Source organism: Paraburkholderia sp. SECH4, assembly GCF_030511745.1.
Lineage (GTDB): Bacteria > Pseudomonadota > Gammaproteobacteria > Burkholderiales > Burkholderiaceae > Paraburkholderia > Paraburkholderia madseniana.
In genome coordinates, this window is the sequence record NZ_JALOCP010000025.1 from 78915 (window position 1) to 97044 (window position 18130).

Below are 18130 nucleotides of genomic sequence, written 5' to 3' on the forward strand. Positions count from 1 at the left end.
CCGGCACGCATATCCCGTACCCGAATTGCGGCGCCCCGCTCGCTGCCTAGAAATTGAAGTTGTCGATATTGCTCGCGTCGAACGTGGTCGGCGGTCCGAGAATGATTTCGCCTTGCGGGCCGATCGTGCGCTTGCCGAGCTTGCCGGCATCAAACGATTCGCCTTCCTTGCCGGCAATCGTCCCCGAGGACAGCGCCGCTGCCGCATAAGCCGCCAGATAGCCGAGCTGATTCGGATCCCACAACTGGAACGCCTTGACGGTCCCGTTCTTCACGAACGCACGCATCTGATTCGGGGTGCCCAAGCCGGTCACCTGTACCTTGCCCTTGCTCGACGAGGACGAGATATAACGTGCCGCCGCTGCAATGCCCACCGTGGTGGGCGCAACAATCGCCTTCAGATTCGGATACGCCTGCAACAAGCCCTGCGTTTCGACGAACGACTTCTGGTCGTCGTCGTTGCCATACGCGATCTTCACGAGCTTGATCTTCGAGTACTCGGGCTTTTTCAACTCCTCCTGCATCCACTTGATCCACGTATTCTGATTCGTCGCGTTAGGCGTGGCCGACAGCACGGCAAACTCACCCTCGCCGCCCATCAGTTTCGCGACCAGTTGGATCTGTCCCCGCCCGATACCCTCCGCGTTCGCCTGGTTGACGAAAAGCTGACGGCCTTCAGGCGCCGTGTCGGAGTCGAAGGTCACGACCTTGATGCCTTGCGACATCGCTTTCTTCAGATACGGCACGACCGCGTTCGCGTCGTTGGCCGCGATCACGATCGCGTCCTGCCGCTGCGTGATCAGCGTGTTGATGTATTGTACTTGCGACGAGGCGCCCGCATCCGACGGTCCCACGACCTTGCCCACCCCGCTGAACTCCTTGATCGCGGCCATGCCGCCGTCGTCCGCAATCACTTCATAGGGGTTGTTGATCTGCTTCGGCACGAAGGCAATCTTCAGGCCGCTTTTCAGGCCCGCCGCGGACGCGGCACAACTGATCGCGACTAGCGCAATGCAAAGCGCGGTCTTGCCGATGTGACGTAGAGGATTGAACATGAGCTGTCTCCTGCTTTGTTGTTGGACGACATGCTGTCCGGGTTGTCGGTATTTGGTATTGGGTATTTCTTGTGGAGCCGGTTTTAAGAGAACGTTATAAAGAAGAAGCGGACTTCGCGATGAAACGCCGGTCACGCGCCGCACGCCAGCGCGCAACCAGATTGGGAATCAGAACCGATGCCAGCAGCAGCACGCCGGTAACGATCGTCAGCGTTTCGCTCGACACATCGTCGAGCGTCAGCGCGTTTTTCAGCACGCCGATAATCAGCAGCGAGAGCAGGACGCCGAACATCGAGCCGCGTCCGCCGAAAATACTCACGCCGCCGAACAGCACCGCCGCGATCACGGACAATTCGAAGCCTTCGCCGTTATCGCCGCGTGCGCTGGTGAAGCGCAGCGTATAGACGACGCCCGCCAGCGCGCTCATCGCGCCGGACAGCACGAATAGACGCAGCCTGATCTTCGCGACTTCGATACCGGAGAAAGCCGCCGCGGTCGGATTCGCACCGATTGCGTAGAGGCTGCGGCCAAACGCCGTAGACTGAAGCAGCACGGTAAACAGCACCGCGCCGACGATTACGATCGCAAAAGGCAATGGAATGAAAGTCGAGCCGACCGTGTCCATGCCGAACGCTGTATAAGCTGCGGGAAAATCCGCGACCGCCTGATCGCCGAGCAGCACGTACGCGAGGCCACGAAACAGCGCGAGCGTGCCGATGGTGACCGCAAGCGAAGGCAGATTGAGCTTGACGATCACGAGGCCGTTCAGCAAGCCTGCCAGCGCGCCGGCAATCAATACCAGCACGATCACGACCGGCATCGGCAGGCCCATGTGCCACAGCACGCCCATTAGCGCACTGGAGGCGCCCAACACCGACGCTACCGACAGGTCGATTTCCGCGGCGACGATAATCAGCGTCATGGGCAGCGCCATCAACGCGATCTCGGTCAGATCGGCGAGGATGTTGCTGACATTCGCACCGGTGAGAAACACCGGCGACAACAAGCGCCCGAGCACGAGCGACAGGGCCAGCACGATGACCAGCAACACTTCCCATTGCAACGGCGTTTCGCGTTTGCGCGTGAGCAGCGCGGAATCGGGTTTAGCCATGATCGCGTTTCCTCATCATGCGTTTGGCGACGGAGCGGGCCAGCAAGGTGTCGGCGGTAATGGCGGCGACGATCAGCGCGCCCTGAATCGCCTGCTCCCAGAATGGCGAGACGTGCAGCACGACGAGCGCGATGCTGATCACACCCAGCACGAGCGCACCGAGCGTGGCGCCGAGGATGGTGCCCACACCACCGGTGATCGCCACGCTACCCACCACGGCGGCGGCAACGACCTGCAACTCGATGCCCTTCGCGGTGCTTGCATCGACGGTGCCGAAGCGCGCGAGCCACAATGCGCCCGCGAAACCGGCAATCGCGCCGGACAGCAGAAAACCCGCCATCACGCGACGTTCGACGTTCACGCCGGCAAGCCGCGCCGCCTCCGGATTCGAGCCGATGGCGTAGTGTTCGCGTCCGCCGCGAAACTGCTTTAGATAGACAGCCAGACCGGCGAGCACGACGATCGCGATCAGCGCGAGCGTCGGTATGCCGAAGAAAGTGCCAGTAGCGAGACGGGAAAACGCGTCAGGCAAACTGGTCGCGTTGATCTGGCCGCCGTGCACCCATGCATAATCCGCGCCGCGAAAGATGTAGAGCGTGGAGAGTGTCGCTACCAGCGACGGCACGCGCCCCACGGCAACGAGCAATGCGTTGATACTGCCCGCCACCAATCCGATCGCGAGTCCAGCCAGCAACGCGACGATCACCGGCATATGCGGAAACGCAACGTACAGGCTGCCGACCGCATACGCGCTGATACCGACCGTCGACCCCACCGACAGATCGATATGCCGCATCAGGATGACCACGGTCATGCCGGCCGTCAGCAAGCTGATGATCGACACGTTGAGCAACACGTCGCGCAGATTCTGCAGATTCAGAAACTGCGGTTTTGCGAGCCCCGTACCCACGATCAGCAGAATCAGCACGACGAAGAGCGTCGTTTCGCGGCTCTTCGCAATGCCCGCGATGAAGCCGCCTGGCGCGCTGCCGGTGCGCTTGGGGGCTGACGCCTGAACCGGCGCGGGATGGGTCGTCGAATGGCGCATCATGCCGCGTTCCCCAACGGTGGAACCGGTTGGCCGAGCGCCGCGCCCATGATGCGTTCTTCGTCGGCTTCGGCGCGCGCGATGTCCGCGCTGATACGTCCCTCGTGCATGACCAGTACGCGATCGGCCATGCCGAGTACTTCCGGCAATTCGCTCGAAATCATCAACACGGCCATGCCATCGCGCACCAGTTCCGCCAGCGCGCCATACACCTCGGCCTTGGCGCCGACGTCGATGCCGCGCGTGGGTTCGTCGATGATCAGGACCTTTGGATTCGTGGCGAGCCACTTGCCCAGCACGACCTTCTGCTGATTGCCGCCGGAAAGCGTGCCGACCGGCGCATTCGGGTCACCCGCTTTGAGGCGCAAACGCGTGCCCCACTGATTGGCCAACTGCGTTTCGCTTCGCGTGGAAATCAGCCCATGTTTGACGAGACGTCCAAGCACCGTCATCGAGGCATTGCGCGCGATGCTCAACTCCAGTGCCAGCCCTTGCTGACGACGGTCCTCCGGGACCAGCGCGAGGCCGGCACGCACAGCGGCGGCCGGACTGCCTGCGGTGAGACGTTTGCCGCCAAGCGAAATTTCACCCGAATCGAGGGGATCGATGCCGAAGATCGCGCGTGCCACTTCGCTGCGTCCCGCGCCGACGAGCCCCGCGAGCGCGACGATTTCGCCCGCGCGGACGTCGAAGGAAATGTCCTTGAATACGCCGATGCGCGTGAGTCCACGCACTGACAATCGCACTTCGCCCGGTGGCCGGTCGGCCTTCGGATAGAAGGTTTCCAGATCACGGCCCACCATCTTCGCGACGATGGATTCGGTAGTGAGATCGGCGGTGAGCCCATCGAATACCTTCGCGCCGTCGCGCATGATCGTCACGCGTTGCGTCAACGTGAACACTTCGTCGAGTCGGTGCGTGATGAACAGAATCGCCACGTCACGCTCACGCAGCTTGCGTACGATCGCAAAGAGCCGTTCCACTTCGGGCAGCGACAAGGCGGCGGTCGGCTCGTCCATGATCAGCACGTTCGCGTTCAACGACAACGCCTTCGCAATTTCGATCACCTGCTGATCGGCAATCGAGAGCCCACGCACCAGTTGATCCGCACGCAGATCGACCCCGAGCGAGGCCAGCAAACCATCCACCTCGCGGCGCATGGCGTCGTACTGAATGCGGCCGATCCGGTCGACCGGCTGCCGCCCCATGAAGATGTTCTCCGCGATCGAGAGATCGAAGAACAGCGTCGGCTCCTGATAGATCACCGCGAGACCCGCGTCGCGTGCTTCCGCAGGCGTTGCAAATCGGCGCGCCACGCCGTCGACCAGCAGTTCACCGGTATCCGGCTGATGCACACCCGCGAGAATCTTCACGACCGTCGATTTGCCCGCGCCATTCTCGCCGAGCAATGCATGCACTTCGCCCGGCCACAACGCGAGATCGCCGTCGGATAACGCACGGACCCGGCCGAATGATTTGCTCGCGTGCCGTAGTTCGAGCCTGGGCACAGCGGATGGGGATTGCTGCACTACGTGTCTCCTTCTCTTTTGCTTTTGGGAATGCGTCAGACGCGGCAGGTACGTCAGATACGATAAAAACGCTCCGCGTTACGGCAAAACAGCGCTTCTTTTTCAGCATCGCTCGCGCCGTCGACGATCGACGCGTACGCGTGCCACAAATCCTGGTAAGAGCCGAACAACCGATCGACCGGAAAGTTCGATGCGAACATCGCGCGCTCGACGCCGAACGTATCGATCGTCTCAAGCACATAAGGCCGCAGGCTTTCGATGGTCCACTGATGATCGAACATGGCGAGTCCGCTGATCTTCACCGCGACATTCCTGCAACTCGCAAGCGTCCGCATACCTTCACGCCACGCGCGATAGCCGGCAACGCTGCTGCGGTCCACGAACATCCCCGCATGATTGACGATAAAAACCGTATCCCCATGCGCGCGCGCCAACCCAGCCGCCTCCTCCATCTGCGACGGATACAGTTGCAGATCGAACGACATGTCGTAACGGCTCAGCAACGCAAAATGTTCGCGCCACTGCGGCTCGCGCATGAAATGACGGCCCACGTAATCAAACAACTTGTTCTCGTGCACGTTCAGGATCTGCCTGATGCCACGCGTGTTGGCAAACGATGCGTGCGCCTCAAGCATTTCGGGTGCGTTCGCCGCAGACAGATCCACGGCGGCGACAATCGCATCCGGCATGCCACGCGAGGCCGGACGATCCGCAATGGACTGCAACCAGCGGGTTTCCTCGACCGGATCGGCAGGATCGTGATTCGCCTCTACGTGCACCAGTTTCAGCACCTCGATATCGCCCGCCTCGCCGAGCAGATCATCGAGCAGATAGTCGTGCTTCAGATCGCGCGCGTCACCCACGAACGACACGCCCGGGTTTTCCAGCCACGGATAGCGATGCGTCTTCAGATCCCACAGATGGATATGCGAATCGACAACCTGCATGCGACATCCTCCGCCCTTCAGGCCAGGCACAGTCAGCTACGTTAGCTAAGCGAATTCAGATGAAAGACCGGCTCCAGCGGTTGTTGAAGCGGCGTATGGTCAGGGGCCGTCTGCATGATGTCGGCCATGTAATCCCACCATTTGCGCATCACGTCGAGTTGCGGCAGCGCGTTCATGGTGTGATTCGTGCTGCGCGTCAGAATGGCGAAAAGGTAACCCGAGTCTGCGTCGAAGAAGATCCGATAGTCGCGCACACCGGCGTTGTGCAATGCATCAACCAGTTCAGGCCAGATTTGCGCATGACGTCGCTCGTATTCTTTGCGCATGCCGGGGTTGAGCACCATCCGGAAAGCGATTGTTTCCATTGCGGCCTGTCTCCCGTCGTATCCGGGCGCTTTCCCTGAGAAGCGTAGAAGCGTCTGGTACGACTATAATTCCTGCGTCGATAGCATCTCAATCCGTTGTTGGGATTGGGCGATCCACAAACCGAATCGCACCCGGAACCATGAGCCAACACTCAGCCGCCATCGCACTCGTCAATCGGCTCAAGTTCAAGCATCTGGCGCTGCTCGTCGCGCTCGATGACGCGCGCAATCTTCACCAGGCCGCCGAGGCCATCAACGTCGCGCAACCCAGCGCGAGCCGCATGCTCGGCGATATCGAGGAAGCGTTCGGCTTCCTGCTGTTCGAGCGCAACGCGCGCGGCATGACGCCCACGCCGCTCGGCGTGGTCACGCTGGCGTATGCGCGGCGCGCGCTCGCCGAATTGACCCGTTTCGCCGAAGACCTCGACGTCAAACGCCGCGGCGGGCATGGACAGTTGACCGTCGGCGCGATCATGGGCGCCGCGCCCGATCTGCTGGCCATGGCGGTCGCCGCCCTGAAAACCGAAAGCCCTCTGCTGAACGTGCGCATTCTTGGCGAAACCAGCGACCAGGTCGTGCAATTGCTGCATCGCCGCGAAGTCGATCTGGCGCTTGGACGGCTGACCAGTCCGTTGCAACACAACGATTTCAGTTTCGAACCGCTCGCGCGCGAGACGTTGCTGCTGGTGGTGCGTTCGGTGCATCCGCTGGCGCAGCGCTCGCGCATCACGTTGCGGGAGCTGATCGACTGGCCGTGGGTGGCGCAACCGGTCACCAGTCCAGCGCGCGTGCTGTTCGAAGAGGAACTCGCGCGTGCGGGTCTGGCGACACCCGTCAACCTGACCGAGTGCGCGTCGATCTTCGCCACGCTGCAATTGCTCGAGAACTACGACGCCGTGGCCATGCTGCCCGAGTCCGTGGTGCGCGATCATGTGCGTGGCAAGCTGCTGGTTGCGCTGCCGCTCGAGATCGGCAAGAGCCTCGCCGGCTTCGGCATTCTCACGCGCAAGGAAGAAGCGCTCGCCGAACCCGCGTTGCGCTTTATCGATTTGCTGCGCGGTTTCTCGCGCAAGCTCGCACGCGACGATCCCACCGCGACCGCGACTGAGCCTGTGATCGTATCCGCACCGATTCATTGACGTCGCCATCGCCCGTTACTGCAAGTTGACAAACAGGCCGCCGTCCACCAGCAGCGCGGCGCCTGTTACATAACGCGCGCGGTCGGAGGCAAGGAATACCACGCAATCGGCGACATCCTCCGGGCGGCCCAGTCTGCCCAGCGGAATACGCTTTTCGAAGTAGGCTCTTTTAGCTTCGTCGGCGAGATCTTCCGCGTTCAGGTCGGTCGCGATCGTGCCGGGCATCACCGAATTGCAGCGAATGCCGTACGGCCCCAGCGCTACCGCGCATGACTGCATCAGCGAATGCACACCGGCTTTGGTCGGCGTGTAGTGGGTTTGCATGCCGCCGCCCACCAGCGCGCTGATCGAGCTCGTCGCCACGATCGCACCCCCCGTACCCTGCGCTTTCATTTGCTGCGCGGCGGCCTGCGTGACGTAGAACGCCCCGTTGAGATTGACTGCCACCGTCGGCTCCAATACCTCGGGCGGCATGTCGAGAAAGGCGTGAAACGGGCAGATGCCGGCGTTGCTCGCGAGCACATCGACTTTGCCGAAGGCTTCGACAGTGCGGCGCACGAGTTCCTGACCGGTTTCGCGTAAGGCGACATTCCCTTCGATCGCGATCACGCGCCGCCCCAAGGCTTCAATTTCGCCGACCACTTCCGCGACCGCCGAACGGCGCCCATACGATGCGTCGTTATCGCCCCAGTAGTTGATCGCCACGTCCGCACCTTCGGTTGCGCACGCAACTGCTATCGCGCGGCCGATGCCACGCGAGCCGCCGGTAACGATCACGACCTTGTCCTTGAGCAACACGTCATTCTCCTGTTGGCTGGATCGATAAGATGTCTTGCGGGTTGAAATCTAGTCCAACCCACCTTCAATAAGCATTCAGCGTGGATAAGGCCGCACCAGCGCGCACTCCGGATTGAGCCGCACACCGAAGCCCGGCGTGTCGGGCACTTTCATCCGTCCATTCACGGGGACCGGTTCATCGAGCAGCAGCGGCGTGAACATCGGCACGACTTCATCTGCCTTCGGCGCCATCATCAGAAACTCGGCGAACGGTGAGTTGTGCCGCGTGACGACGAAGTGATAGCTATACACCGATGAACCGTGCGGCACCACCATCACATTGTGGGCATCGGCGAGCGCGGAGATCTTGATGAGTTCGGTGATGCCGCCGCACCAGCCCACATCCGGCTGAATCAGATCGCAGCACTGCATCTCCAGCAGCATGCGAAAACCCCAACGCGTCGCTTCGTGCTCGCCGGTCGACACCATCATGCCGCGCGGCACGTTGCGGCGCAGTTCGGCGTAACCCCAGTAGTCGTCCGGCGGCAGGCACTCTTCGATCCATTTCAGACCGTACTCGTGCGCGGCCTGCGCGAGCCGCGTTGCATACGGTACGTCGAGGCTCATCCAGCAGTCGTACATCAGCCAGAAGTCATCACCTACACGACTACGCATCTCGGCGAGCTTCTCCAGATTCTTCTTGAGACCCGCCTCGCCTTCAGCAGGACCATGCTGCAACGGCAATTTGCCGCCGATGAATCCCATCTCCTTAGCCAAGTCCGGACGCGCACCAGTCGCGTAGAACACGAGTTCGTCGCGCACCGGGCCGCCCAATAGTTGGTACACCGGCTCCTTGCGCACTTTCGCAAGCAAATCCCACAACGCGAGATCGACGCCCGAGATCGTATTCAGCACCACGCCTTTGCGGCCGTAGTACAGCGTCGAGAAATACATCTGATCCCAAATCTTCTCGATGTCGGTGACGAGCTGGCCTTCCAGAAAACGTGCGAGATGTTTTTCAACGATGAACGCGCCGATCTCACCACCCGTCGTCACCGCAAAACCAACCGTGCCGTCGCTCGCTTCGATCTCGACCACCAACGTGCCGAGCACATTGATGCCGAATGACTGCCGGCTCTCGCGATACTCCGGATAACGCGCCATCGGCGTGGCAATGTGATCGTCGATCCAGTGTCCATCGGGTTGATCGTGATAGTCCGCGCCGCCACCGCGGACGATGAAGGCACGCACGTGCCGGATAGTAGGCATGGCCATGAAAAGGGCTCCGTTATGGGTGCGTCGAACGTGCAGCCAAAAAATGCGCCTAGCGGGCGCGGTGCAGTAATTGTTGGAGAGACCCGCTTGATTGGACGCCGTCACGACGTAACAGCGTGCCGATCATGAGCGCCGCCAGCAGACTCGACACGCCCAATACGATCAGCCCCGCCGAGGTCGACGAAAACGCCCGTTCCGCCGCAGTGCGCAGGCTCGGCGCAATAAATCCGCCGAGGCCGCCGAGCGAATTGATCAACGCGATCCCGCCCGCCGCTGCGGCACCCGTGAGGTAGCGTGTCGGAAATGTCCAGAACAGCGGTTGCGCCGCGATGAAGCCGCTGGCCGCACAGCACAGCGCGATCAGGCCGATCGACGGGTTATGCGCGAGCCCCGAGGCGCCGATGCCGAGACCCGCGAGCACCAGCAGCGCAACGGCCCAGCGCCGGTGCGCACCCGTACGATCCGCTCGACGCGGCACGTACCACGTGACAGCCAACGCACACAGCCATGGCAGCGCGCCGACGAGGCCAACGCGCAAACCGACCGTCGTGCCGAGCAAAGCCGCCGCCTGCTGCGGCAAATAGAAGATCACGCCGTAGACGCTCATCTGAATCAGCAGATAGATCGCCGAAAGCAGCAACACACGGCGGTCCACCAGCGCAGCGAGAATATGACGCGGCCCATGCGCCGATGCGGCGAGCGCATCGTCATCAAGCGCGCGGCGCAAGGTGGTGCGCTCCTGCGCGTCGAGCCACTGGGCGTCTTCAGGACGGTTGTCGAGATACCAGAACGCCCACACGCCGACCAACGATGCCAGCGTCCCCTCGATCAGAAACAGCCACTGCCAGCCGGCCAAACCCATCGCGCCATGCAGTTCGAGCAAGGAACCCGACAACGGACTGCCGAAGATGAACGCCAGCGGCGCACCGAAATAAAACACGCCCACCGCACGCGCTCGCGCCGCTTGCGGAAACCAATGCGTCAGGTAATAGATCACGCCGGGGAAGAAACCGGCTTCGGCGACACCAAGCAGAAAACGCAGCGAGTAGAAAGCAGTCGGCGTATGCGCAAGACACATCGCCGCCGAGACGAGCCCCCAGGTCACCATGATCCGGCACATCCACGCGCGCGCACCGACCTTATGCAGCAGAAGATTGCTCGGTACTTCGAACAATGCATAACCGACAAAGAACACGCCCGCGCCGAACGCAAAAGCCTCATTGGACAAGCCCGTATCGTGCTGCAACGCTTTCTGCGCGAAGCCGATATTGGCGCGATCGAGAAACGCCAGCACGTACATCAGCAAGAGAAACGGCAACAGCCGGCGCATGACCTTGCTGTTGATCGCCTCCAGTGAAGCGGGCGAATGCGGATTCATGTCGTCTCCTTCGCAGAGCATGCGGGTCGCGCTCTGCGTTTTTTCCTTTTGCACTGCAACTGCTACTGCAACTACTACGGCTACGGCCTAGGCGACGCTGAGACGACTCAATAAGTGGCGCGGCCGCCGGACAGGTCGAATACCGAGCCGGTGCTGAAAGCGCAGTCTTCGGAAGAGAGCCAGAGAATCAGCGACGCCGCTTCTTCCGGCAGCAGGAAGCGGTTCATTGGAATCTTCGAGAGCATGTAGTCGATATGCTGTTGCGACATCGAATCGAAGATCTCCGTTTTGGCCGCTGCCGGCGTGACCGCATTGACGAGGATGTTCTTCGTCGCGAGTTCTTTGCCGAGGGATTTGGTCAAGCCGATGAGTCCGGCTTTGGAGGCGCTGTAGTGCGAGGCGTTTGGATTGCCCTCTTTGCCGGCAACGGACGCGATATTGACGATCCGGCCATACCCCTGCTTGAGCATCTGCGGCACGACCGCGCGACAGGTGAGATACGGGCCGATCAGATTCACGTCGATCACGCGGCGCCAGACCTCGGGGTCCAGCTCCCACGTCGTGCCGTTGCCGCCGGTGATGCCGGCGCAGTTGATCAGCACGTCGATCGCGCCATGGGCGGCGACCGTTTGCGCCACCGCCTGAACCACTGACGCTTCCTGGGTGAGTTCAACTGTGACGGCGGTGACTTTGCCGAGTTCGCTGAGTTCGCGCTCGCTGCGCGCGAGGCGCTCGGTGTCGACGTCCCATAGCGCGACCGACGCGCCCGAGTTCAGCGCCCGTTGAGCCACTGCGTAGCCGATGCCGCGCGCGCCGCCGGTAATGGCGACAACACGCCGCTCCAGATCGATTCGATTCATCGCTGTGCTCCTGTAGCAGGCCCGAGAGGCCTGCCGTTCAGTTGTTGTATTTCTGCTGTCTGTGCTTTCGTCCAGCAAATATACGAGCGGTGCGATGCGCTAACAATCCGTGTATTGGAGGGGCCGATAACAAAATCGGATCGGTTGACGTGGCGCTCGACGCTTACCGGCTAATCAGTACACGCCGGACACGCCATCGCTTCCGCTGGTACTTCCTGCTTGCTTCGTCCGAAGCTCGCGAGCGCCGCGAGTCCCAGCAGCGCCAAACCGCTGCCGAAGAGAAAGTCGGCGGAAATACCGACATGGTCGACCACCACGCCACCAATGAGCGATCCCAAAGCAATGGCAACCTGAATGATGCTGACAAACAGCGCCGAGCCCGCTTCGGGCGAATCCGGCGTGGCGCGCTGAATCCAGATGCTGAAACACAGCGGCAGTGCGCCGAACGAAACACCCCACGCGAGTACGAGCGCGGCGACCCCGATTGGCGATTGTTCCAGCAACGGCATTGCCAGCAGCGCGAACATGAGCAGAGAAACCATCACGCCCAGAGACACTTTCAGATTACGCGTCACCGTCGACGAAACGGCGAAGTTCGAGAAGAACCCAATAATGCCGAAGCCGAGCAGCAGCCACGTAATCGTCGACATCGTGAAACCCGCGTTATGCAGCAGGAACGGCGTGATGTACGTGTACGAGGAGAAATGCGCGCCGAATACGAGCGCCACCATCAGCATGCTTCTACGCGGATGCGGCCGGCGCAGCAGCGCCACCAGATCGCGCAGCCGCAAGGCGGTGGTCGACGGCAACGACGGCACGAAAACGAACTGCGCCACGAGCGCGATCGCGACAAGCACGCCGGTTGCCATAAACGAAGCACGCCACGACGCGAAGCTGGCGATGAATGTGCCGAGCGGCACACCGATCACTGTCGCGCAGGTCACGCCGGTCAGGATCGTCGCCATCGCTTTGGCTGAATCTTTCGGCTGCACGAGGCGCCCCGATGCCGCCGTTGCCAGCGTCCAGAAGCCGCCCAGCGCCGCGCCGAGCAACGCGCGTCCGACCAGCATGAACAGGAAATCGGGCGCGAAGGCGGAAATCAGATTCGACGCCAGCAGCAAGGCCGTGAGCAACAGAAAGACACGCCGGCGATCCATCCGTCCGGCCACCAGCATCAAACCGGGCGCCGAGATGGCGGCAATCACGCCCGGCACCGTGACCATCAGCCCTGCGGTGCCAGGCAGCACACCCAGATCCGCCGCTATATGCGGCAGTAGTCCGACAGGTAAAAACTCCGTGGTCACGAACGCGAACGCACCGATTGCAACGGCCACAACGGCGAGCCAGGAACGCAGGGACGACGAAGCCCCATCGTCCGGCGAGGCAATGCTCGCCGGCAGATTATCTTCCATCAACATAGTATTGTTTGCGAGTAACTAAACAACGGGTGGGATTGGAGCAGTCACCGGACTAATCAAATCGCAGACTGCAAATCATGAATAAAAAAGCAGGCGGTATTGGCCTGCTTATGATTGCGATCGGAAAAGACAGCGAGCGAAAACCCGAATGGAACACACCTTAACATCGTATTAAATCGCCCGCTGACGACTCCGTAAAATTGCACTCGGGCGTGTGGGTATTCCGATCAGGATGCCGTGCGCGAATGGAATTGGAGGCGGTGCGTTCTGCTCCCCCACCGCCTCCTGAACTGCCGGCCTGCTATTGGCCAAAATAGATCCTGCATTGCGGCCCGGAAGCGCACGGCCGCTCCTGTCGGCCTCCCACTTCCGTAGCGCCTGCGGCCACCCCGCCATAGGAGGCGTTCTGCACCGGTTGCCCGGCCGGCATCGCGGTCCGCACAGTGTCACCAAACGACATGTCGGTGGTGTCCTGCACCGATTCGTTTGCGTTCTGCATGAGCGCCCGGCCCGACGCGGCTTCGCCCTGCTGGCTGTCCAGTGCGCCGGCTGTGCTCGGCGCCAGAAACAGAGCGGCGCTTGCCAACGCCATCAATAAACGTAGTTTCATGTCCAGACTCCTCGAATCCGGCGCAGCAGCGCTTAACCCCTTCAAAAAAAGAAGTAATCCGCGAAAAAAACGTCGTGTCATCAAATCGAACTGACGAACTGACAAAGGGGCGAATGCCTATGCGGGACTGCTGCGGCGAGTCACCGAACTAAACGAGTAAATAGTTGCCAGGCCTGAAACCGATGTCGGGCGTGCACGCGCGGCTTGCCGGAAGCGGTCGCCACCAGGCTGGAAACGCAGATTGTTGCTCCGCTGTTTCGTTATAGGTCGGCCACTCAGGATTTCAATCCCGGCGGTGCAGGCGGCCTTGGCGGCACCGGCCGCCGTTCGATCGGCGACATGGAACAACAAAATCAGGCTGGCCGGCGCGTGCGTTACCCGAACAGTGCGTTATGATGCTGGCATAACGCACAAAAATCGGCCCCGCGCGAGGCACCGGCGAGAGACGGAGCGTCGACATGAGACCGACTGTTCGCAATCATTGCATTGTCATCACCGTTTTTTCCATTGCGGCCGTAGGGCTTACCCAGCCGTACCTGCCGCGCGGCGGAGCGCTTGAATATTCACTGATTGGCACAGTCAGCCTTATAGGCGGGCTTGTTGGGCATATGCTGTACCGCAATGTATGGGGCGACGTTCTTTGACGCTGCCGCTGGAATTTCCTTCGATCAATAACCTTACCGCGAGCGGACCCCATCTACGTGGGCTCAATGCTTTCGCGGCTTCCCCTTGCAATCTGTAACTGACAGAACGCCGGACGCTTTAGAAGGACGAATATCTTATGGACGAAAGGAAGCGAGATAGCATGATTGCGTATCTCCGCCACCGCATGGAAGAGTTTGGTATCAAACCAGAAGACCTCGCCGCCGTGCTGGCGGCCGAACCGAAGGGGCAAAAGGCTGAACGCTACCGCAGCGCAACGGGAGATAGCTGGGATGGCCAGGGCGAAATGCCCCAATGGCTTAAACAGGCAATTAGCGCTGGTCAATCAATCGACCACTTCGAATTATCGGCCACGCCGGCACCCGCCCCGCAGCCGAAAAAACAGGTGGATTGGCTAAACGACCCATTCGCGGGAAGTCCGCTTGCGCGCCCGAACAACCGCTAAGCCGTCTGATCGCCAATCCGCTGGAGCAAAGGCATAACCCCGAGGCATAACCCCGTACTGGTTGACGCGCCGGGGCCGTTCACACGTTGCACCGAATGGCGGAACTCGGCGCGTCGCTCTTCGATGCACACGATGCGTCGCCGGCACGAGTCGGCGCCGCCGCGTACTGCGGCAATTCGATAAACGTGCTGACCTGCCGGACGATTTGCCAGAACACCTTTTCGAACGAACGGACTCGCTCCGGCTCGAGCATGCCATCGGCAAGCGGATCGGCAAAGATCCAGCTACACAACGCAGGTTCTCCGGGAAAGCGCGGCGCATGATGCCCAGCGACGCACGCGTCCATGGCGATGACGAGGTCCATCCGCGGCGCCCATTCGCCGGTGAATTCCAGCCAGCTTTTCGGGCAGAGTACGCCGAGGTCCGATATACCGGGCCGCAATTGCGCGATCGCAATGGGATGAACGCGCGTGGCCGGCTCCGGCCCCGCGCTGAACGCTTCGAACCGGTGCCCAGCCAGTTCGCGCAGTAAAGCTTCGGCAATGATGCTGCGTGCTGAATTCTCGCGACAGAGAAACAGCACCTTGTATTTTTTGGTCACGCTCACCCCGTGTTTTTTTATCTCTCTCTATGCGCAATTCTGCCGGCCTAGTCTTGCGTCCTCGTGACACTACGATGACGTAATTTGTTGCGCCACAAGAATTTGTACCAGGGCCATCGACCCACGGGTATCGCGCGCTGCATTGGCGACGAAGTGCAACTGCTCAAAGCCGAATCTTTCAACATGCTTTCGACCGCGTGACGGCGGCTCCTCAGACGGAAGCCTTGCTGTCGCGCTGTTCGGACACGATCCGGTTCGCGGCGTCGCTTGCGCCGTCAGACGCCGCCGGTGACGGTTCGAACAGCATCGCCGCAGGCTGCGCGCTGATCGACTTGACGCCGTTCGCAATGCCGGGCGCTGCGACGTACGGGATAAACGCCGCCATCGCAACGACAAAAATAAAAGTAACCATGGCCGTCGTGCCTCTCGGAATCTGCAACGTGGAGGTCAAGCGAAGCGGGTCTTTCGCGGGGAAATAGAGTCAGCAACAAGGAGAGGAGCAGCGGGCACACATACAACCTGTGCCCGACGTGCTGATGCGTCCGCCACCCGCATGCGTGGCAATGAAGAGCCGTCGCTTCACGCCGACGCTCGAACGACACATGTCACGGACATGTCTTTGATTCTAGAAGCGGATATCCCAACGCCGAAGGCCGCTCTCCATATCAATTCGGCCTACGTCTCGGGTCTACCGGCCAGAACTGTCTGTTCAAAACCGCAAGCCGTTCAGGAACTGGAACCAGAGTCCACCCAGTACGCCGGCCGGATGAGCATCGCTGGCACTTTCTTCGTGCTTGCCTGGGTTGGCGTGCTTACCTGGTGCGTCACGATTGGCGGCGGCGTTCACCGTCGTTGCCTCCGCTTTGGCTGAAACGTCGGGGACGTCCTTCGCTTTTGCTGCCGCCTCGGCCGCGACCTCCGCCTTCTCCGCCTCGCGCCGCGCCGCCTGCAAGGCCGACACGCTGTCCGCGATCTGCGCGGCCCGCTGCGCCTCGCATCGACGTCCTAGCAGCACGCCGAATAACACATCGCGATTGTGGCCGTCGTCGGCGAAACGCATGGCGAGCGAGACCATCTCGGCATACGCTGCTTCGTCCGCGGCACGCGCCGCCGCCTCACGTTCGGCCTGCGCTTTTTGCTGGCGGGTGCGCTGCGCTTCCCAGCCGCGCATCTGCTCGGCATAGACCGCGTCATACACCTTGCGCTGTGCGGCGTCGGAGAGGATCGCGTACGCGTCCTTGATTTCCTGGAAGGTAGCGCGCGCAACTTCTTCGGCGCCGTTGTTGCGGTCCGGATGCCATTTCATCGCGGCCTTGCGGTAAGCCCGCTTGATTTCTTCGTCCGTGGCGTGCGCGTGCACACCAAGCGTGTCATACAGGGTTGCCATTGCTTGTTCGACCTCGCCGTGATTCGCGTTGCGGTCCATCGTAGCATGCAAAAAACGGCTTTATCGTGAAGCGGCAAGCGCTGGCGCCACTGAAATGCCAGACGAAAAAAAGGCCCCGCCAGTGGCGAGGCCGAATCCCATGTCAAGGAGATGTCATGGAGGAGACGACTCGATCATAGCCGCGTGTCATCGCGCCCCCAAACAATGGTTCGCCATATGCTTATCCGGGGCGGCCTCAACTGCATTGCACCGGGCGGCGTATGTGGATCGAAAACGGCTTCGACGCATCCGTCAGACGACCCACTGAGCCGCCGATAACCCCGCGCGGTTATATCGTTAGAACAAAAAGTCGCTTCGCCCGGCTCGCGGCGGTCATTAAGATGACACTTCAAAGTCCGGTTCGCCCCGGTTCGTCTACGCGCAGCCCCGCGCCAGCGTCCCGTGAGCCGCTACCGAAGGAGCATTTCGTTGACCAGTTTCGACCATCACCGCCGGCCGCTCGTCATCGGCATCGGCGGCACGACACGCGCGGCGTCGTCGACCGAGCGCGCACTCGGCTTTGCGCTGCGTGGCGCGGAAGCCGCGGGCGCGAATACCCGCATGTTCGGCGGCACCTTCCTGCATAGCCTGCCCCACTACGCTCCGGAAAACCCTCAACGCACGGCCGAACAGCTCGAGCTGATCGAAGCCGTGCGCCATGCGGACGCGCTGATCATCGCGACGCCCGGCTACCACGGCGGCGTTTCGGGCCTCGTCAAGAACGCACTCGACACGCTCGAGGAGCTGCGCGCCGATGAGCGGCCGTATCTGGATGGCCGCGCGGTCGGCTGTATCGTCACCGCTTATGGCTGGCAGGCTGCCGGCTCGGTGCTGACGTCGCTGCGCTCGATCGTCCACGCGTTGCGCGGCTGGCCGACGCCGTTCGGTGCCGGGATCAACACGCTGGAAACGCGCTTCGACACCGTCGACACCTGTTCCGACGCCAAGGTCGTCGATCAGCTCGCCACGGTCGGCCAGCAGGCCGCGCAATTCGCCCTGGCGTTCAACGCGCATCGCACGCCGACGGCCGCGCCGCTCGGCAATGCAGTCAAGGAAGCGCAACCCGCCCGGTTGCTGCACGCGGTTTAGCGCCTTTGCGTACGGCGTCGAGGATCCACGCTCGCACTTGCGGGTCCTCGACGCACTCGCGTTTGCACTGAACCGGCGGCCATCCCGCTGCCTCGACGAACCATTCGACGCATGCGTGCGTTTGCCTCCTCTCCCCGCCAACCGCAGCATCCTCCAACGATACTTTCAAGGCCGACAAGCCGCGCCATGCGCGTTCGAACGCGCTCGTGTTTCCGCTCGCCCAAACCGTGCGCCACACAACAGACCGTACGCCCACAACGCCGGATAGTGTGTTCGAACGCTGCGACTATCGTCCGATCCGGCCTCCTGAAGACCGTTCCCGAACCTCGCTGATTTGCTTACGACGAAAGATTGGTTCACCCGCTGCGCGGCGCGGCCTACGCTTGATCCTGCCC

At 61.6% G+C, this 18130-nt stretch carries 20 protein-coding genes; 5 read left to right on the forward strand and 15 right to left on the reverse strand.

Going from position 1 to position 18130, the window contains the following annotated elements:
* Window positions 1–46: 46 nt before the first annotated feature.
* From rhaS to rhaM, 6 genes are all read right to left on the reverse strand, one after another.
* Entirely contained in the window at window positions 47–1054 is a 1008-nt protein-coding gene (gene rhaS, locus M0D67_RS28235) for a rhamnose ABC transporter substrate-binding protein (RefSeq protein ID WP_266240565.1), read from the reverse strand.
* A 94-nt stretch (window positions 1055–1148) separates the two neighbouring features.
* The gene (locus M0D67_RS28240) at window positions 1149–2165 is read right to left on the reverse strand and encodes an ABC transporter permease (protein ID WP_093636042.1); all 1017 of its coding nucleotides are present in this window, start codon (window positions 2163–2165) and stop codon (window positions 1149–1151) included.
* Entirely contained in the window at window positions 2158–3216 is a 1059-nt protein-coding gene (locus M0D67_RS28245) for an ABC transporter permease (RefSeq protein WP_200561909.1), read from the reverse strand. Before M0D67_RS28245 ends, M0D67_RS28240 begins: the two co-directional genes overlap by 8 nt.
* A complete protein-coding gene (locus tag M0D67_RS28250) occupies window positions 3213–4742 on the reverse strand; it encodes a sugar ABC transporter ATP-binding protein (RefSeq protein ID WP_266240566.1) in 1530 nt (509 codons plus the stop codon). The genes M0D67_RS28245 and M0D67_RS28250 overlap by 4 nt, the downstream gene beginning before the upstream one ends.
* Window positions 4743–4795: 53 nt before the next feature.
* On the reverse strand, window positions 4796–5689 hold the full coding sequence (locus tag M0D67_RS28255; RefSeq protein WP_266240567.1) for an amidohydrolase: 894 nt from the start codon (window positions 5687–5689) through the stop codon (window positions 4796–4798).
* A gap of 41 nt (window positions 5690–5730) precedes the next feature.
* A complete protein-coding gene (rhaM, locus tag M0D67_RS28260; protein WP_266240568.1) occupies window positions 5731–6054 on the reverse strand; it encodes an L-rhamnose mutarotase in 324 nt (107 codons plus the stop codon).
* Window positions 6055–6194: 140 nt separating this feature from the next.
* Between rhaM and M0D67_RS28265 the strand changes: the two genes are divergently transcribed.
* Complete coding sequence (locus M0D67_RS28265; protein WP_154558413.1) at window positions 6195–7193, forward strand: LysR family transcriptional regulator; 999 nt, start codon at window positions 6195–6197, stop codon at window positions 7191–7193.
* 15 nt (window positions 7194–7208) lie between these two features.
* Here the strand turns inward: M0D67_RS28265 and M0D67_RS28270 are convergent, their stop codons facing one another.
* From M0D67_RS28270 to M0D67_RS28295, 6 genes are all read right to left on the reverse strand, one after another.
* Window positions 7209–7991, reverse strand: coding sequence for an SDR family NAD(P)-dependent oxidoreductase (locus tag M0D67_RS28270; RefSeq protein ID WP_266240569.1), 783 nt, complete (start codon window positions 7989–7991; stop codon window positions 7209–7211).
* A 75-nt stretch (window positions 7992–8066) separates the two neighbouring features.
* Entirely contained in the window at window positions 8067–9245 is a 1179-nt protein-coding gene (gene rhmD / locus M0D67_RS28275; RefSeq protein ID WP_171928829.1) for an L-rhamnonate dehydratase, read from the reverse strand.
* Between the two features lie 49 nt (window positions 9246–9294).
* Complete coding sequence (locus tag M0D67_RS28280) at window positions 9295–10623, reverse strand: MFS transporter (RefSeq protein WP_266240570.1); 1329 nt, start codon at window positions 10621–10623, stop codon at window positions 9295–9297.
* A gap of 107 nt (window positions 10624–10730) precedes the next feature.
* A complete protein-coding gene (locus M0D67_RS28285) occupies window positions 10731–11483 on the reverse strand; it encodes an SDR family NAD(P)-dependent oxidoreductase (protein ID WP_266240571.1) in 753 nt (250 codons plus the stop codon).
* A 170-nt stretch (window positions 11484–11653) separates the two neighbouring features.
* The gene (locus M0D67_RS28290; protein ID WP_266240572.1) at window positions 11654–12901 is read right to left on the reverse strand and encodes an MFS transporter; all 1248 of its coding nucleotides are present in this window, start codon (window positions 12899–12901) and stop codon (window positions 11654–11656) included.
* Window positions 12902–13202: 301 nt separating this feature from the next.
* Window positions 13203–13511 carry a hypothetical protein gene (locus tag M0D67_RS28295; RefSeq protein WP_154558408.1) on the reverse strand — a complete coding sequence of 103 codons (309 nt, stop codon included), beginning with the start codon at window positions 13509–13511 and terminating at the stop codon, window positions 13203–13205.
* Window positions 13512–13715: 204 nt separating this feature from the next.
* Between M0D67_RS28295 and M0D67_RS28300 the strand changes: the two genes are divergently transcribed.
* The 3 genes from M0D67_RS28300 to M0D67_RS28310 all read left to right on the forward strand — a co-directional run bounded on the left by M0D67_RS28300 (window position 13716) and on the right by M0D67_RS28310 (window position 14619).
* Window positions 13716–13907 (forward strand): hypothetical protein, encoded by a 192-nt coding sequence (locus M0D67_RS28300; RefSeq protein WP_266240573.1) that lies wholly within the window; start codon window positions 13716–13718, stop codon window positions 13905–13907.
* Between the two features lie 62 nt (window positions 13908–13969).
* Window positions 13970–14155, forward strand: a complete 186-nt coding sequence (locus M0D67_RS28305) for a hypothetical protein (RefSeq protein ID WP_154558406.1) — start codon at window positions 13970–13972, stop codon at window positions 14153–14155.
* Window positions 14156–14292: 137 nt separating this feature from the next.
* On the forward strand, window positions 14293–14619 hold the full coding sequence (locus tag M0D67_RS28310; protein WP_093636065.1) for an H-NS family nucleoid-associated regulatory protein: 327 nt from the start codon (window positions 14293–14295) through the stop codon (window positions 14617–14619).
* Between the two features lie 79 nt (window positions 14620–14698).
* On the opposite strand, the gene M0D67_RS28315 is transcribed toward M0D67_RS28310, so the two are convergent.
* The 3 genes from M0D67_RS28315 to M0D67_RS28325 all read right to left on the reverse strand — a co-directional run bounded on the left by M0D67_RS28315 (window position 14699) and on the right by M0D67_RS28325 (window position 16607).
* Window positions 14699–15220 (reverse strand): low molecular weight phosphatase family protein, encoded by a 522-nt coding sequence (locus M0D67_RS28315; RefSeq protein WP_266240574.1) that lies wholly within the window; start codon window positions 15218–15220, stop codon window positions 14699–14701.
* 211 nt (window positions 15221–15431) lie between these two features.
* The gene (locus M0D67_RS28320) at window positions 15432–15632 is read right to left on the reverse strand and encodes a hypothetical protein (protein WP_266240575.1); all 201 of its coding nucleotides are present in this window, start codon (window positions 15630–15632) and stop codon (window positions 15432–15434) included.
* A 297-nt stretch (window positions 15633–15929) separates the two neighbouring features.
* Entirely contained in the window at window positions 15930–16607 is a 678-nt protein-coding gene (locus M0D67_RS28325; protein WP_266240576.1) for a J domain-containing protein, read from the reverse strand.
* A gap of 468 nt (window positions 16608–17075) precedes the next feature.
* On the opposite strand from M0D67_RS28325, the gene M0D67_RS28330 reads away from it, so the two are divergent.
* Window positions 17076–17735 carry an NADPH-dependent FMN reductase gene (locus M0D67_RS28330; protein WP_266240577.1) on the forward strand — a complete coding sequence of 220 codons (660 nt, stop codon included), beginning with the start codon at window positions 17076–17078 and terminating at the stop codon, window positions 17733–17735.
* Window positions 17736–18130: the final 395 nt, after the last annotated feature.

What these genes read in the sequence shown, in the direction of transcription:
- rhaS (WP_266240565.1), bottom strand. Translation starts at nt 1,054, where the DNA reads ATGTTCAATCCTCTACGTCACATCGGCAAGACCGCGCTTTGCATTGCG.
- M0D67_RS28240 (WP_093636042.1), bottom strand. Translation starts at nt 2,165, where the DNA reads ATGGCTAAACCCGATTCCGCGCTGCTCACGCGCAAACGCGAAACGCCG.
- M0D67_RS28245 (WP_200561909.1), bottom strand. Translation starts at nt 3,216, where the DNA reads ATGATGCGCCATTCGACGACCCATCCCGCGCCGGTTCAGGCGTCAGCC.
- M0D67_RS28255 (WP_266240567.1), bottom strand. Translation starts at nt 5,689, where the DNA reads ATGCAGGTTGTCGATTCGCATATCCATCTGTGGGATCTGAAGACGCAT.
- rhaM (WP_266240568.1), bottom strand. Translation starts at nt 6,054, where the DNA reads ATGGAAACAATCGCTTTCCGGATGGTGCTCAACCCCGGCATGCGCAAA.
- M0D67_RS28265 (WP_154558413.1), top strand. Translation starts at nt 6,195, where the DNA reads ATGAGCCAACACTCAGCCGCCATCGCACTCGTCAATCGGCTCAAGTTC.
- rhmD (WP_171928829.1), bottom strand. Translation starts at nt 9,245, where the DNA reads ATGGCCATGCCTACTATCCGGCACGTGCGTGCCTTCATCGTCCGCGGT.
- M0D67_RS28280 (WP_266240570.1), bottom strand. Translation starts at nt 10,623, where the DNA reads ATGAATCCGCATTCGCCCGCTTCACTGGAGGCGATCAACAGCAAGGTC.
- M0D67_RS28285 (WP_266240571.1), bottom strand. Translation starts at nt 11,483, where the DNA reads ATGAATCGAATCGATCTGGAGCGGCGTGTTGTCGCCATTACCGGCGGC.
- M0D67_RS28290 (WP_266240572.1), bottom strand. Translation starts at nt 12,901, where the DNA reads ATGTTGATGGAAGATAATCTGCCGGCGAGCATTGCCTCGCCGGACGAT.
- M0D67_RS28295 (WP_154558408.1), bottom strand. Translation starts at nt 13,511, where the DNA reads ATGAAACTACGTTTATTGATGGCGTTGGCAAGCGCCGCTCTGTTTCTG.
- M0D67_RS28305 (WP_154558406.1), top strand. Translation starts at nt 13,970, where the DNA reads ATGAGACCGACTGTTCGCAATCATTGCATTGTCATCACCGTTTTTTCC.
- M0D67_RS28310 (WP_093636065.1), top strand. Translation starts at nt 14,293, where the DNA reads ATGGACGAAAGGAAGCGAGATAGCATGATTGCGTATCTCCGCCACCGC.
- M0D67_RS28320 (WP_266240575.1), bottom strand. Translation starts at nt 15,632, where the DNA reads ATGGTTACTTTTATTTTTGTCGTTGCGATGGCGGCGTTTATCCCGTAC.
- M0D67_RS28325 (WP_266240576.1), bottom strand. Translation starts at nt 16,607, where the DNA reads ATGGCAACCCTGTATGACACGCTTGGTGTGCACGCGCACGCCACGGAC.